The organism is Streptomyces sp. NPDC028298, assembly GCF_055565895.1.
Map to the genome: position 1 here is coordinate 413,584 of NZ_JBVHTL010000005.1, position 12,811 is coordinate 426,394.

The 12,811-nt window shown below is 72.9% G+C and carries 10 protein-coding genes; 6 read left to right on the forward strand and 4 right to left on the reverse strand.

Going from position 1 to position 12,811, the window contains the following annotated elements:
• Positions 1-150: 150 nt before the first annotated feature.
• Entirely contained in the window at positions 151-564 is a 414-nt protein-coding gene (locus ACZ4TO_RS24550) for a pyridoxamine 5'-phosphate oxidase family protein (protein ID WP_382783717.1), read from the reverse strand.
• A 129-nt stretch (positions 565-693) separates the two neighbouring features.
• On the opposite strand from ACZ4TO_RS24550, the gene clpB reads away from it, so the two are divergent.
• Both clpB and ACZ4TO_RS24560 read left to right on the forward strand, forming a co-directional pair.
• Complete coding sequence (gene clpB / locus ACZ4TO_RS24555; protein ID WP_468025207.1) at positions 694-3,306, forward strand: ATP-dependent chaperone ClpB; 2,613 nt, start codon at positions 694-696, stop codon at positions 3,304-3,306.
• A 184-nt stretch (positions 3,307-3,490) separates the two neighbouring features.
• Positions 3,491-4,024 carry a YbjN domain-containing protein gene (locus tag ACZ4TO_RS24560; RefSeq protein ID WP_382783722.1) on the forward strand — a complete coding sequence of 178 codons (534 nt, stop codon included), beginning with the start codon at positions 3,491-3,493 and terminating at the stop codon, positions 4,022-4,024.
• Positions 4,025-4,082: 58 nt separating this feature from the next.
• Here ACZ4TO_RS24560 and ACZ4TO_RS24565 read toward each other — a convergent pair whose 3' ends face one another.
• Positions 4,083-5,300, reverse strand: coding sequence for a hypothetical protein (locus tag ACZ4TO_RS24565; protein WP_382783725.1), 1,218 nt, complete (start codon positions 5,298-5,300; stop codon positions 4,083-4,085).
• 366 nt (positions 5,301-5,666) lie between these two features.
• Between ACZ4TO_RS24565 and ACZ4TO_RS24570 the strand changes: the two genes are divergently transcribed.
• The gene (locus ACZ4TO_RS24570) at positions 5,667-7,526 is read left to right on the forward strand and encodes a hypothetical protein (RefSeq protein WP_468025208.1); all 1,860 of its coding nucleotides are present in this window, start codon (positions 5,667-5,669) and stop codon (positions 7,524-7,526) included.
• Positions 7,527-7,587: 61 nt separating this feature from the next.
• Here ACZ4TO_RS24570 and ACZ4TO_RS24575 read toward each other — a convergent pair whose 3' ends face one another.
• Together ACZ4TO_RS24575 and ACZ4TO_RS24580 are read right to left on the reverse strand one after the other, a co-directional pair.
• A complete protein-coding gene (locus ACZ4TO_RS24575; RefSeq protein ID WP_468025209.1) occupies positions 7,588-8,811 on the reverse strand; it encodes a pyridoxal phosphate-dependent aminotransferase in 1,224 nt (407 codons plus the stop codon).
• A gap of 97 nt (positions 8,812-8,908) precedes the next feature.
• On the reverse strand, positions 8,909-9,688 hold the full coding sequence (locus tag ACZ4TO_RS24580) for a VOC family protein (protein WP_382783734.1): 780 nt from the start codon (positions 9,686-9,688) through the stop codon (positions 8,909-8,911).
• A 291-nt stretch (positions 9,689-9,979) separates the two neighbouring features.
• On the opposite strand from ACZ4TO_RS24580, the gene ACZ4TO_RS24585 reads away from it, so the two are divergent.
• From ACZ4TO_RS24585 to ACZ4TO_RS24595, 3 genes are all read left to right on the forward strand, one after another.
• The gene (locus tag ACZ4TO_RS24585) at positions 9,980-10,270 is read left to right on the forward strand and encodes a hypothetical protein (protein ID WP_382783737.1); all 291 of its coding nucleotides are present in this window, start codon (positions 9,980-9,982) and stop codon (positions 10,268-10,270) included.
• Between the two features lie 371 nt (positions 10,271-10,641).
• Positions 10,642-11,172, forward strand: a complete 531-nt coding sequence (locus tag ACZ4TO_RS24590; RefSeq protein ID WP_382783740.1) for a DUF2617 family protein — start codon at positions 10,642-10,644, stop codon at positions 11,170-11,172.
• A gap of 125 nt (positions 11,173-11,297) precedes the next feature.
• On the forward strand, positions 11,298-12,811 hold a 1,514-nt coding region (locus tag ACZ4TO_RS24595), incomplete at its 3' end, for a polyamine aminopropyltransferase (protein ID WP_468025210.1).

The following is a 12,811-nucleotide window of genomic DNA, read 5'->3' on the forward strand; positions in this document are numbered from 1 at the left end:
CTTCCACCCCCCCCCCCCCCCCCCCCCCCCCCCCCCCCTCCCCCCCTCCCCCCCCCCCCTCCCCCCCCGCTGCAGTTTCCGGGGAAATCTCCGGGTTTCGGCCCGTCCGGTCCCGGGCCGCCGTCGGCCGCCGGACGCCTGTCGGCGGTCTCATCCGCGGCCCATCGCCGCCGTGAGTTCGATCTCGATCGCCACCCGGGACGGGTTCGGCGACGGCATGCGCTCGTAGCGCTCCGCGTACCGCCGCACCGCCTCCGCGACGCGCTCCGGGTCCGCGGTGACCCGCGCCCGCCCCTCCAGCGTCGCCCAGCGCGCGCCGTCCACCTGGCAGACCGCCACCCGCGCCCCGTCCGGCCCGGCCGCCAGGACGTGGGCCACCTTCCTGCTCGACTTGTTCGTGATGACCCGAGCGAGACCGGCCTCGGGGTCGTATGTAACGCCGACGGGCACCACGTGCGGGCTTCCGTCGGGCCGCGAGGTGGTCAGGGTGCACAGGTGGCGCTCGCGCCAGAAGCTCAGGTAGGCGGCGTCGGGCTGCCGCGGGTCCACCGGATAGGAAGCCATGAGGCCTGAATCTACGCCTGGTGGGCGTCCGATTTCCCGTCCTTGCAGCCTTGAGTGGAATAGACTCAACTTTGTGTACGCTGGACGAGTCAGGGAACGGTCAGGGACCAGGAGGAGGAGAACGCGAACGTGGACGCCGAGCTGACCAACAGGAGCCGGGACGCGATCAACGCGGCCAGCAACCGCGCGGTACGGGAGGGGCACCCGGACCTCACCCCCGCCCACCTGCTGCTCGCTCTGCTCGAGGGGCAGGACAACGAGAACCTCATCGATCTGCTGGCGGCCGTGGACGCCGATCAGGCGTCGGTCCGCTCCGGCACCGAACGCGTGCTCGCCGGCCTGCCCAGCGTGACCGGCTCCACCGTCGCGCCCCCGCAGCCGAACCGCGAGACCCTCGCGGTCATCGCCGACGCCGCCGAGCGCGCCAAGGATCTGGGCGACGAGTTCATCTCCACCGAGCACCTGCTCATCGGCATCGCCGCGAAGGGCGGGGCGATCGCCGACGTACTCTCCCAGCAGGGGGCCAGTGCGAAGAAGCTGCTGGACGCGTTCCAGAAGACACGGGGAGGGCGCCGGGTGACGACCGCGGATCCCGAGGGCCAGTACAAGGCGCTCGAAAAGTTCGGCACGGACTTCACCGCCGCGGCCCGCGAGGGCAGGCTCGACCCCGTCATCGGCCGGGACCACGAGATCCGCCGGGTGGTGCAGGTCCTGTCCCGCCGCACCAAGAACAACCCCGTCCTCATCGGCGAGCCCGGCGTCGGCAAGACCGCCGTCGTCGAGGGGCTCGCCCAGCGGATCGTGAAGGGCGACGTCCCCGAGTCCCTGAAGAACAAGCGGCTCGTCTCGCTCGACCTGGGCGCGATGGTGGCGGGCGCGAAGTACCGGGGCGAGTTCGAGGAGCGCCTGAAGACCGTGCTCGCGGAGATCAAGGATTCCGACGGGCAGATCATCACCTTCATCGACGAGCTGCACACCGTCGTCGGCGCCGGAGCGGGCGGCGACTCCGCCATGGACGCCGGCAACATGCTCAAGCCCATGCTCGCCCGCGGCGAGCTGCGCATGGTCGGCGCCACGACCCTCGACGAGTACCGCGAGCGGATCGAGAAGGACCCGGCGCTGGAGCGGCGCTTCCAGCAGGTGCTGGTCGCCGAGCCGACGGTCGAGGACACCATCGCGATCCTGCGCGGACTCAAGGGACGCTACGAGGCGCACCACAAGGTCCAGATCGCCGACTCGGCCCTGGTGGCCGCCGCGAGCCTGTCCGACCGCTACATCACCTCCCGCTTCCTCCCCGACAAGGCCATCGACCTCGTCGACGAGGCGGCCTCACGGCTGCGCATGGAGATCGACTCCTCCCCGGTCGAGATCGACGAGCTCCAGCGCGTCGTCGACCGGCTCAAGATGGAGGAGCTGGCCATCGGCAAGGAGACGGACGCCGCCAGCAGGGAGCGGCTGGAGCGGCTGCGCCGCGACCTCGCCGACAAGGAGGAGGAGCTGCGCGGTCTCAACGCCCGCTGGGAGAAGGAGAAGCAGTCCCTCAACCGCGTCGGTGAGCTGAAGGAGAAGCTCGACGAACTGCGCGGCCAGGCCGAACGCGCCCAGCGCGACGGCGACTTCGACACCGCCTCCAAGCTGCTCTACGGCGAGATCCCCACGCTGGAGCGGGACTTGGAGGAAGCCTCCCAGGCCGAGGAGGAGGTCTCCAAGGACACCATGGTGAAGGAGGAGGTCGGGCCGGACGACATCGCGGACGTCGTCGGCGCCTGGACCGGCATCCCCGCCGGCCGCCTCCTGGAGGGCGAGACGCAGAAGCTGCTGCGCATGGAGGCGGAGCTGGGCCGCCGGCTGATCGGCCAGACCGAGGCCGTGGGGGCGGTGTCCGACGCCGTGCGGCGCACCCGCGCCGGGATCGCCGACCCGGACCGGCCCACCGGCTCCTTCCTCTTCCTCGGCCCCACCGGCGTCGGCAAGACCGAACTCGCCAAGGCGCTGGCCGACTTCCTCTTCGACGACGAGCGGGCGATGGTCCGCATCGACATGTCGGAGTACGGCGAGAAGCACAGCGTGGCCCGGCTGGTCGGCGCGCCTCCCGGGTACGTCGGCTACGAGGAGGGCGGTCAGCTCACCGAGGCGGTGCGCCGCCGCCCGTACAGCGTGATCCTGCTCGACGAGGTGGAGAAGGCGCACCCGGAGGTCTTCGACATCCTGCTCCAGGTGCTGGACGACGGGCGGCTGACGGACGGTCAGGGCCGCACGGTCGACTTCCGCAACACCATCCTGATCCTCACCTCGAACCTCGGCAGCCAGTTCCTGAGCGGGCAGAGCCTCGCCGATCCGTCGGCCTCCGACGAGGAGCGCAAGCGGCAGGTCCTGGAGGTCGTCCGGGCGTCCTTCAAGCCGGAGTTCCTGAACCGGCTGGACGACCTCGTCGTCTTCTCCGCCCTCGACCAGCAGGAGCTGGAGCGCATCGCCAGGCTCCAGATCGACTCCCTGGCGAAGCGGCTCGCCGAGCGGCGGCTCGCCCTGGAGGTCACCGACGCGGCGCTGGCCTGGCTCGCCGAGGAGGGCAACGATCCGGCGTACGGGGCCCGCCCGCTGCGGCGCCTCGTCCAGACCGCCATCGGCGACCGGCTGGCCAAGGAGATCCTGGCCGGCGAGGTCAAGGACGGCGACACCGTCCGCGTGGACGCCTTCGGCGACGGCCTGATCGTGGGCCCGGCCACGGGCAAGACGCTGTAACCGCCACCCGGATCCGGCGGGGGAGGGCCCGCGGCACACCGCCGCGGGCCCTCCCCCTTTGCCGCGCCGATGCTCGTACGTGACCGGATCTTGTCAGCCCCCGGCGGACAGGCCCCGCCAGAGGTTGCCACTCCCCGCCCCGCATGAGAGAGGATGGCAGCATCCGTACGAAGGGAAATACACGGTGAGCATCGACCCGTCCTCGATTCCGAATTTCGGGGGCCAGCCCGAGCCGCAGCCCGGCGGCCCCGCCGGCCCCGTGGTCCCGGATCAGGACCTCGTGAAGCAGCTCCTGGAGCAGATGGAGCTGAAGTACGTCGTCGACGACGAGGGTGACCTCGCGGCGCCGTGGGAGGAGTTCCGTACGTACTTCATGTTCCGCGGCGAGGGTGACCAGCAGGTCTTCTCGGTGCGGACGTTCTACGACCGGCCGCACCAGCTCGAGGAGAAGCCCGCGCTCCTCGAGTCGATCGACGACTGGAACCGTCGCACGCTGTGGCCCAAGGTCTACAGCCACACCCACGACGACGGCACCGTCCGCCTGATCGGCGAGGCGCAGATGCTGATCGGCACCGGCGTCAGCCTGGAGCACTTCGTGTCCTCCACGGTGAGCTGGGTCCGCGCCGCGATCGAGTTCGACAAGTGGCTCGTCGAGCAGCTCGGCCTGGAGCAGGAGATCAACGAGACGGACAAGCCCGGGGACGACGAGGAAGAGTAGGCCCGTCCTCCCGGCGGCGCCGCCGGTCCGCCGCGCGCACCGACCCCTGGGCCACGCCCTAGAGCGGGGTGTGCGCGATCACGACCAGATAGGCGCCGTAGGCGAACGAGAGCCCGGCCAGGGCACCGACCACCAGGGTCGCGTGCCAGGGCCGGGCTCTCGCCGTTCGCACCAGGGCGCGGGCCAGGGGCAGCAGCAGCGGGAACGCCGGGAGCAGGAAGCGCGGCTTCGACTCGAAGAACCCCGAGCCGCCCACCGCGATGAGCAGCAGGACGCCGCCGTACACGAGCAGCGGCAGGGGCGCGCGGTCCGCGATCAGCAGCAGGTACAGGAGCACGGCCGCGGCGACGATCACCATGGTCATCGGGAACACGAACCGGTCGCCGTGCAGCAGCAGGTGCTTGACGAAGTGGAGCGACCCCTCGCCGAGGTCGAAGCGCGAGCCCCACAGCCGCTGGACCTGGAAGTAGCCGCGCAGCCGGTCGCCCTCGCGGTGGCCCACCCACAGCACGTAGCCGGTCCAGCCCACCGGCGCGAGCGCGGCGCCCGTCCACACCCTGTGGGAAACCTTTCCGCGGCTGCGCCAGATCTCGTACGCCGCCGCCACGAGGACCGCCGCGGCCACCGCGAAGCCGTTCGGCCTGGCCAGCCCCGCGAGCGCGGCCAGCGAGCCGGCCCACAGCCAGCGCCGGTCGAGCACCGCGTACAGCGACCAGGCGGCGAACGCGGTCAGTACGGGCTCGGTGTACGCCATCGACAGCACCACGGAGTGCGGCAGCAGGCCCCACAGCAGCACCAGCGCCGTACCGACCGCCCGGCCGTGCAGCCGGGCCCCGATCGCGTACACCCCGCACGCGGCGACGGCCGCCGCGGTCCAGGAGACCAGCAGGCCCGCCGAGCCCCCGGTCAGCGGTGTCAGCGTGGTGACGGCCCGTACGAGGGCCGGGTAGAGCGGGAAGAACGCGAGGTCGCTGTGGATCACGGTGGGATGGAAGTAGAGCGTCCTGCCGTAACCGTGCGCGGCGATCCCCAGGTACCAGGCCGAGTCCCAGGACCGGGCGAGCAGGGCGACCGGGTGCCTGCCGGTGGCCCAGGCGGTCCCGGCGAGCACGAGGAGTCCGGCCAGGCGCGCGGCCGCGAACACCCCGAGCGCCGTGATCGCGGCGGACGGCAGACGGCGCGCGGCGCGGGAGGAGCGGGAGGAGCGGGAGGGCCGGACGGCACGGTCGCCGGACTCCGGGGGAGCGGGGCGAGCGAGGGTGGTCGGGTGGGTCACACCCCGAACTGTGCGTTCCGTACGGGGTATTCGCGAGCTTTGATCGTCCGTGCGGGTTCCGTTGCGGGGCCTCCGGCGCGCCGCCCGCGCGGGGGGTGCGGGCGGTGCTAGCGGCGGGGCCGGCCCTTTTGAACGGCTGCCCTCGGGTGGTTCGGGAGCCGCTGTCTCGGGTGGTTGCGGAGTTGCCGTCCTCCGGCGGTTCCGGAACGGCTCACCTCAGACGGTTGCGGAGTTGCCGTCCTCCGGCGGTTCCGGAACGGCTCACCTCAGGCGGTTCCGGAGCTGTCGTCCTCGGGCAGCTCCAGGCCCGGATCCTTGCCGCCACCGGGCAGGGGCGCGTGGGCGGCGGTGCCGCATAATCCTCGCGTGTCACAGACCCCGGCCCCGATACCGGCCCCGATGCCGTCCCGCTCCGCTCCCGCGGGCGCACCCGTGTGGTCCGCCGAGGAGGCGGCCCGGTGGTCGCGCCTCCGGCATGCCTCCTGGGCGCGCCCCCTCTGGTCCGTCCTGGCGCTGCTGATCACCGTCGCGTGGGCGATAGCGGTGGCGCCGGAACCGCCCTGCACCGATGCCGCGCCCTGCGGTGCGGACTGGCCGGGCATGGTGGAGATGGGATTGGCCGTCGGTCTGCTGTACTGGCTCGCCCGGCTGCCGGAGCTGACGCTGGTCGCGGCCCCGGCGCTGGCGGTCGTCGTGGCCCGGCTGGAACTGCCGGACGCGGGCCCGGACTCCCTCGCCGCGAACCTCTGCGTCCTCGGCGCCCTGGCCTTCGGCTGGGCCGCCGCCCGCGAACGTCTCGCCGCCCGGCGCCGGCAGCGCGACCTGGTGGAGGGCGCCGCGGGCGTACGGCACCCGCTTCCCGGACCCCTCGCGCCCCTGCGCCGCGGAACGATCCCGATCGCGGCCGGACTGGTCCTCGTCGCCGTCGCCGCGTTCTTCGTGGCGCAGGGACTCTCCGGCGTCCGGGACGACGAGCGGCACGCGGACCGCGCGGCCCGAACCGTGGCGAAGGTGGTCGGCCGCGACGACGAGTCGGTCCGGGTCCGTACCGACGACGGCCGGCGGCTGACGCTCGACTCGCTCTACCCGGAGGACCATCGACCCGGCTCCGCCCTGACCGTGCTGGAGGACGGCTCGTGGCGGCGCCTGGCGTCCGAGCCGTACGACGCGACGGGCCCGCAGCTCGGGGTGCTGGCCGCCGGCCTGCCCGGGCTCTCCCTCCTCACCACCGGTCTGCTCGCCCGCCGCCGGGCCGCCGCGCTGCGCCGGGGGCCGGTTCCGGTCCTGCGGGTCGTGGAACGGGTGGACGACGACGGCCTGGTCTGGATCCACGCGGGCGACGACACCGCCGCGCGTCTGCCCGTCCTGGGCGCGAGTTTCGTCGCCGACGCTCCCGCTCCCGGTACGGACGAGGTGATCCCGAAGCAGCGGGACGACCGGGAGGACCCGTTCTCGGCGGCCGTACGGCCGCGCGAGGCCGTCCTGTACGGCGCTCCTTGTGACGGAGGCGAGTTGCTGCTCGTCACGACGTTCCGGGACGGCGAGCCGGCGGTCCTGCGTACGAGCGGCTCCGTCCGGATGCCGTACCCCGGAAGGGGACCGGGACGCGCCCCGCACCTGGAGCCGGACACCGAGAGCGCCGAGGCCCACGCCGCCGCCACGCCGGTCCCCGCGACGCTGGTCACGACCGGACGCCCGCTGAGCTGGGGCCCCGGCGCCCTGGCGCGCACCGGCGGCGCGGCCCTGGCCCTGACCACGATCGCGGGCGTGGCCCTCGACACCCGCACCCTGGTGACGGACGGGATCGGCGTGCGGGAGGTCTTCTTCCTGCTCTGCCTGCTGACGTGGGTCGGGATCGCCGCGGTGCTGCTCAACTGGCGTGTCACCGCGGACGGTTCGGGGCTGTGGCTGACCGGCGGGTGGAAGGTACGGCACGTGCCCTGGGACGGCCTGCGGCCGGTCCGGTGCACCAAGGAAGGGAGCGTGGAGACAAGGCTCCCGGACGGCACCGAGTGGCGGCTGCCCGGCGTCGGAGTACCGAACCTGGAACGCCGCTTCGGCCTCGAACCCTCCTACGCCCGCATGGCCCAGGAGGTCAACGCCCTGCGCCACCACCCCGAACTGCGCCCCACCGAACCGGCCTCCCGCCGAGCCCGCGGCCTCCCCCTCGGCCCCGCCCTGCTCACCCTCACCGCCACCGTGGCCCTGGCCTGGGCACTCCACTGACGCGTACGAGCCGCCCGGGGCCGGGCCGGCCCAGGTCCCCCCGGCCCGGGCCGGCCGGAGTTCAGGACGCCAGACGACGCAGTCGCCCGGCGGCTTCCTGAAGGACCTCGTCCCGCTTGCAGAACGCGAACCGTACGAACGGGGCGCCCGCCTCGCGGTGGTCGTAGAAGACCGCGTTGGGGATGGCCACGACGCCCGCGCGGTCCGGCAGGGCGCGGCAGAACGCGAAGCCGTCCGTCTCGCCGAGCGGGCGGATGTCGGTGGTGATGAAGTACGTCCCCCGCGGCCGGAAGACGGCGAAGCCCGCCTCGGCGAGACCCGCCGCCAGCACGTCCCGCTTGCGCAGCATGTCCGCGCGGAAGTCCTCGAAGTACGCGTCAGGCAGCGCGAGCGCCTCGGCGACGGCGTACTGGAACGGACCCGACGCCACGTACGTCAGGAACTGCTTCGCCGACCGTACGGCGGCGACCAGGGCCGGGGACGCGGTCACCCAGCCCACCTTCCAGCCGGTGAACGAGAACGTCTTGCCCGCGCTGCCGATGGTCACCGTCCGCTCGCGCATCCCCGGCAGCGTCGCCAGGGGCACGTGCTCGGCGTCGTCGAAGACGAGGTGTTCGTAGACCTCGTCCGTCACCACGAGCAGATCCCGTTCGACGGCGATCCGCGCGATCTCCGTCAGCTCCGCGCGCGTCAGGACGGTGCCGGTCGGGTTGTGCGGGGTGTTGATCAGCAGCAGCCGGGTCCGCTCGGTGACCGCGTCGCGCAGCTCGTCGAGGTCGAGCCGGAACCGCCGCCCGCCGCTCCCGCCGTCCTCGTCGTCGCCGGTCTCGTCGGGGCGCAGCGTCACGGGGACGCGTGTCCCGCCCGCCATGGCGATCGAGGCCGCGTACGAGTCGTAGTACGGCTCCAGCGCGATCACCTCGTCGCCGGGTTCCAGGAGCGCGAGCAGCGCGGCGGCGATCGCCTCGGTGGCGCCCGCCGTGACCAGCACCTCGGTGTCGGGGTCGTACGACAGGCCGTAGTGGCGTTTCTGGTGCGCGGCGATCGCGGTGCGCAGCTCGGGGACGCCCGGGCCCGGCGGGTACTGGTTGCCGCGGCCGTCCCGCAGCGCGCGGACGGCCGCCTCCCGGATCTCCTCGGGCCCGTCGGTGTCGGGGAAGCCCTGTCCGAGGTTGATCGAGCCGGTGCTCATCGCGAGGGCGGACATCTCGGCGAAGATCGTCGTCCCGAACTCGGCGAGCCGACGGTTCAGGAAGGGGCGCGCACTGGAGGTCATGGCCGCCATCCTGCGCCCAAGCTCCGGAGTTCCTCAACTCATGTGCCGTGCCCGCCCACCTCCGCGAGTGGGCGGGACGAAGCGGCCGGAGTCCCCGCCGGCCGGTCTACAGCGGCTGGGGCTTGATGAGGGCGAACGGGGCGCCCTGCGGGTCGGCGACCACCGACATCCGGCCGGCCATCATGTCGAACGGCGGGACCAGCACGGTGCCGCCGCGCTTGACCAGGGCGTCGACGGTGGAGTCGGTGTCGTCGACGGCGAAGTAGGTCAGCCAGTGCGCGGGCGTGCCGGGCGGGTCGTTGGCGAGGAGGGTGACGCCGCCGACCGCCCGGCCGCCGACCGTCAGTTGCCAGTAGCTGTCGGCGCCCTCCAGCGGCTCGATCTCGATGCCGAACGCCTCGCCGTAGAAGGCGGTGGCGGCCAGGACGTCGCTGGTGTGCAGTTCGTTCCAGGTCAGCGCGCCGGCCTCGTTGACCACCTGGGCGCCGAAGAACTCGCCGGGCTGCCAGACGCCGAAGACCGCGCCCTGCGGGTCGGCGGCGATCAGCATCCGGCCCAGGTCGCCGACGTCCATGACCGGAGCGATCAGGGTGCCGCCGGCGGAGACGATCGCGTCCTGGGTGGCCTGGGCGTCGGTGCTGGCCAGGTAGCTGGTCCAGACGGTCGGCGGCTCGGGCGCACCCTCCGGGGCCATCGCCGGGCCGATGCCCGCCACGGCCTTGCCGTTGAGCTCACAGACCGCGTACCCGCCGAACTCGGCCGGGCCCGGCTGCCCGGCCCAGCCGAGCAGGTCGGCGTAGAAGTCCAGTGCGGCCCGCTGGTCCTTCGCCATCAGATCGACCCAGCACGGGGTGCCGGTCGCGTACGGGGTGGTGACTTCGGGCATGCGCGCTCCTTCGGACGGGTGTCCTCGTGGGTGTCCCTCGCCACTCTTGCGCCGCTCACCGGCACCGACCGTCCGACACGCCAACGCGAAGGGGGGACACCGACGCGCCGACGGCCGCAGATCTGATCGTCCGTGCAGGTCATGGGCCGTTTCGCGTGATGGACCCTCAGAAGTTGCTCAACTCTGCTTTGGGCCGGGAAGCGTGGGGGCATCCCCCTGGCACGCAAGGCTGGAACCGAGAGACACGGCCCACGGGGGGCCGCTTCGGGGGAACGGAAGGAGGGTGACGCCATGGTCATCGGCATCATCCTGGCGGTCGTCCTGCTCGTTGTGATCATGGGGGCCGTCGGCGGGGGCAAGAGCGGCAGGAAGAAGAGGCGCTCCTCCCGGAGCGGCGGTGGCGGCGACAGCAGTTGGTGGGCGGGTGGTGCGGGTGGTGCCGCGTCCTCCTGCTCGTCCGGCTCGTCGGGCGGCCACCACGGCGGCGGGGGTCACTCCTGCGGGGGGCACTCGTCGTGCGGAGGCTCGTCCTGCGGAGGCGGGTCCTCGTGCGGCGGGGGCGGTTGCGGCGGAGGCAGCTGACACGGGGCAGCCGAGCTCCGGCAGCGGAACGCGCCCGTCGGCCGACCACGGCCGGCGGGCGCGTTCGCGCGCCGGGCGCACGTCGTCGTTGAACAGTTGAGCTGTGGAGCCCTCGGGGGGATGGAAACCCCACGAAGTTGGGTAAAAACGCTGTGGCGGCAGCACAGTTCATGATTCCCTCTAAACCACCAAAGCGGCCCTGGTACATCACCAAGCAGCCCTGGGCCGACAGGCCTCGGAAGTCCATCGGACGGTCTTATCGGACGCTTCCGCCGGATGCCCTTCCGGCCGGGCTGACCTGGCCGTTCCCCCGGTGTTGACCGGGTGCGCAGGAACCCCACCTCACCTTTGCGTGCTAGCGGAGCCGACCCATGCTCACGACCCTGAAAACCTCGTACACCGACACGCGCGCGGCCGACCTCGCCTGGGCGCTGGGCCGCGAACCGCTGCCGGCCCTCGCCACCCTCGATCTCGAACTGGACGACGCGAAACTCCAGTTGAGACTCCTCGGCGCGTCCCACCAGGTCCTTCTGGAGGAGGAGCGGGGCAGTTGTTCGGAGACCGTCGCCTGTATCGCCGGCAGCAGCACACCCCTGCCGCTCGGCGTCGCGAAGAGGTTCGGCGACTGGGAGTACGAGTTCGCGGCGCGCGTCGAGATCCTGTCCCCCGGCTCCTTCGCGGGCCGCGCCCAGGAGTTGCTGGCCCTCGTCTCCGGCCACCCCCAGGGCCTCGCCGGTGTCTTCCCCGGCAGCCCGCACGCGTTCACGGCGATGCTCGCCCAGCGGCATGAGGGCCAGGTCCACTGGCGTACGTGGCACGCGTACCCGCAGGACGGCCAGTTGGTCGCGACACGTACGCGAGTCGGCGTACGGACCGAAGCCCTCAGCGCGTCCGGCGTCTGACGGCGAGGGTTCGCGCGCGCCCTGCCGGGAAGATGCCCAGGTCAACTCCGTACACCAGGAAGAGCAAGGGTTTCCACACGTGTGGGTGACGAGACGTGGTGGCGGCGTGACGTAGCGTTCACGGGGTGATCGAACCGCACGCGCCAGCCCCACCCGGCGCGCCGCCGCCCTGGGGCGTCCAGGGCCAGGCGCGGCTGCCCGTCCGCCCGGGCATCGGCAGGTTCCTCGTCCTCGCGGGTGTGTTCGTCTGCGCGGCCTGCGGACTCGTGTACGAACTCGAACTCGTCGCCCTCGCCTCGTACTTGATCGGCGACTCGGTCACCCAGGCGTCCGTGGTGCTCTCCGTCATGGTGTTCGCCATGGGCGTCGGCTCCCTCGCGGCGAAGCGGCTGCGCCCGCGCGCCGCGGCCGGTTTCGGCGCCGTCGAGGCGTTGCTCGCCCTGGTCGGCGGATGCAGCGCCATGGCCCTGTACGCGGTGTTCGCCTGGACGGGCGGCTGGGGCGGCCTGTGGGCCGACGGACCCCGCTGTCTGCTGGTGGTCTTCGCCCTCACCATCGGCCTGCTCATCGGCGCCGAGGTCCCGCTGCTCATGGAGCTGATACAGCGCATCCGCCGCCAGGACCCCGGCGGCGCGGTCGCGGACCTGTTCGCGGCGGACTACGTGGGCGCCCTGTTCGGCGGCCTCGCCTTCCCCTTCCTGCTGCTGCCCCTGCTCGGCCAGCTCTCCGGCGCGCTGCTGACCGGAACGGTCAACGTGATCGCCGGGGGCGCCCTCGTACTCGGGCTGTTCCGGGGCGACCTGACCCGCCGCGCGCGCTGGACCCTCCTCGTCGCCAACGTCGTCGTGCTCGGCCTCCTCGCCTCGGCCGCGATACTGGTCGACGACTTCGAACGGGCCGCGCGGCACGCCCTGTACGGGGCGGACGCCCGTGTCGCGCTCCGCAGCGGCGTCCAGGACGCCGTCCTCACCGGAGGTTCCCACGGGCGTCCGCTCCGCTTCTTCCTCGACGGCCGGCTGCGCTTCAGCGGCCGCGACGAGCGCCGCTACCACGAGGCGCTCGTCCACCCCGCGATGAACGGACCGCACGCGCGCGTGCTCATCCTCGGCGGCGGCGACGGGCTCGCCGCCCGTGAGGTGCTGCGCCACCCCGGTGTGCGCCGCGTCGACATCGTCGAACCCGACGCGGACGTGGTCCGGCTCGCGCGCCACGACGCCGCGCTGTCCGCCCTCAACGATCACGTGTACGACGACCCGCGGGTCCACGAGGTGACGGCGGACGCCTTCAGCCGGCTGCGCTTCGCCCGGTCGACGTACGACGTCGTCGTCTCGGATCTGCCCGACCCCTGCGTCACCGCCGCCACCAAGCTGTACTCGCAGGAGTTCTACGGCCTCGCCCGCCGCGTGCTCGCGCCCGGCGGGCGTCTCGTGGTCCACGCCGGGCCGCTGGCCGACCGGCACCGGGCGTTCTGGACGGTCGACGCGACGATCCGGGCGGCGGGCCTGTCCACCAGGGCGTACCGGGTCGGGGGGGGGGGGGGGGGGGGGGGGGGGCGGGGAGGGGGGAGGGGGGAGGGGGGGGGGGGGGGGGGGGGGGGGTGGGGGTTTGTCCTTCCCTCCTCTGCGTCCACGGCCCTCTG

Excerpts from the sequence above, each read along its gene's own strand:
- ACZ4TO_RS24585 (WP_382783737.1), top strand. The coding sequence starts at position 9,980 with ATGGTCATCGGCATCATCCTGGCGGTCGTCCTGCTCGTTGTGATCATG.
- ACZ4TO_RS24550 (WP_382783717.1), bottom strand. The coding sequence starts at position 564 with ATGGCTTCCTATCCGGTGGACCCGCGGCAGCCCGACGCCGCCTACCTG.
- ACZ4TO_RS24590 (WP_382783740.1), top strand. The coding sequence starts at position 10,642 with ATGCTCACGACCCTGAAAACCTCGTACACCGACACGCGCGCGGCCGAC.
- ACZ4TO_RS24580 (WP_382783734.1), bottom strand. The coding sequence starts at position 9,688 with ATGCCCGAAGTCACCACCCCGTACGCGACCGGCACCCCGTGCTGGGTC.
- ACZ4TO_RS24575 (WP_468025209.1), bottom strand. The coding sequence starts at position 8,811 with ATGGCGGCCATGACCTCCAGTGCGCGCCCCTTCCTGAACCGTCGGCTC.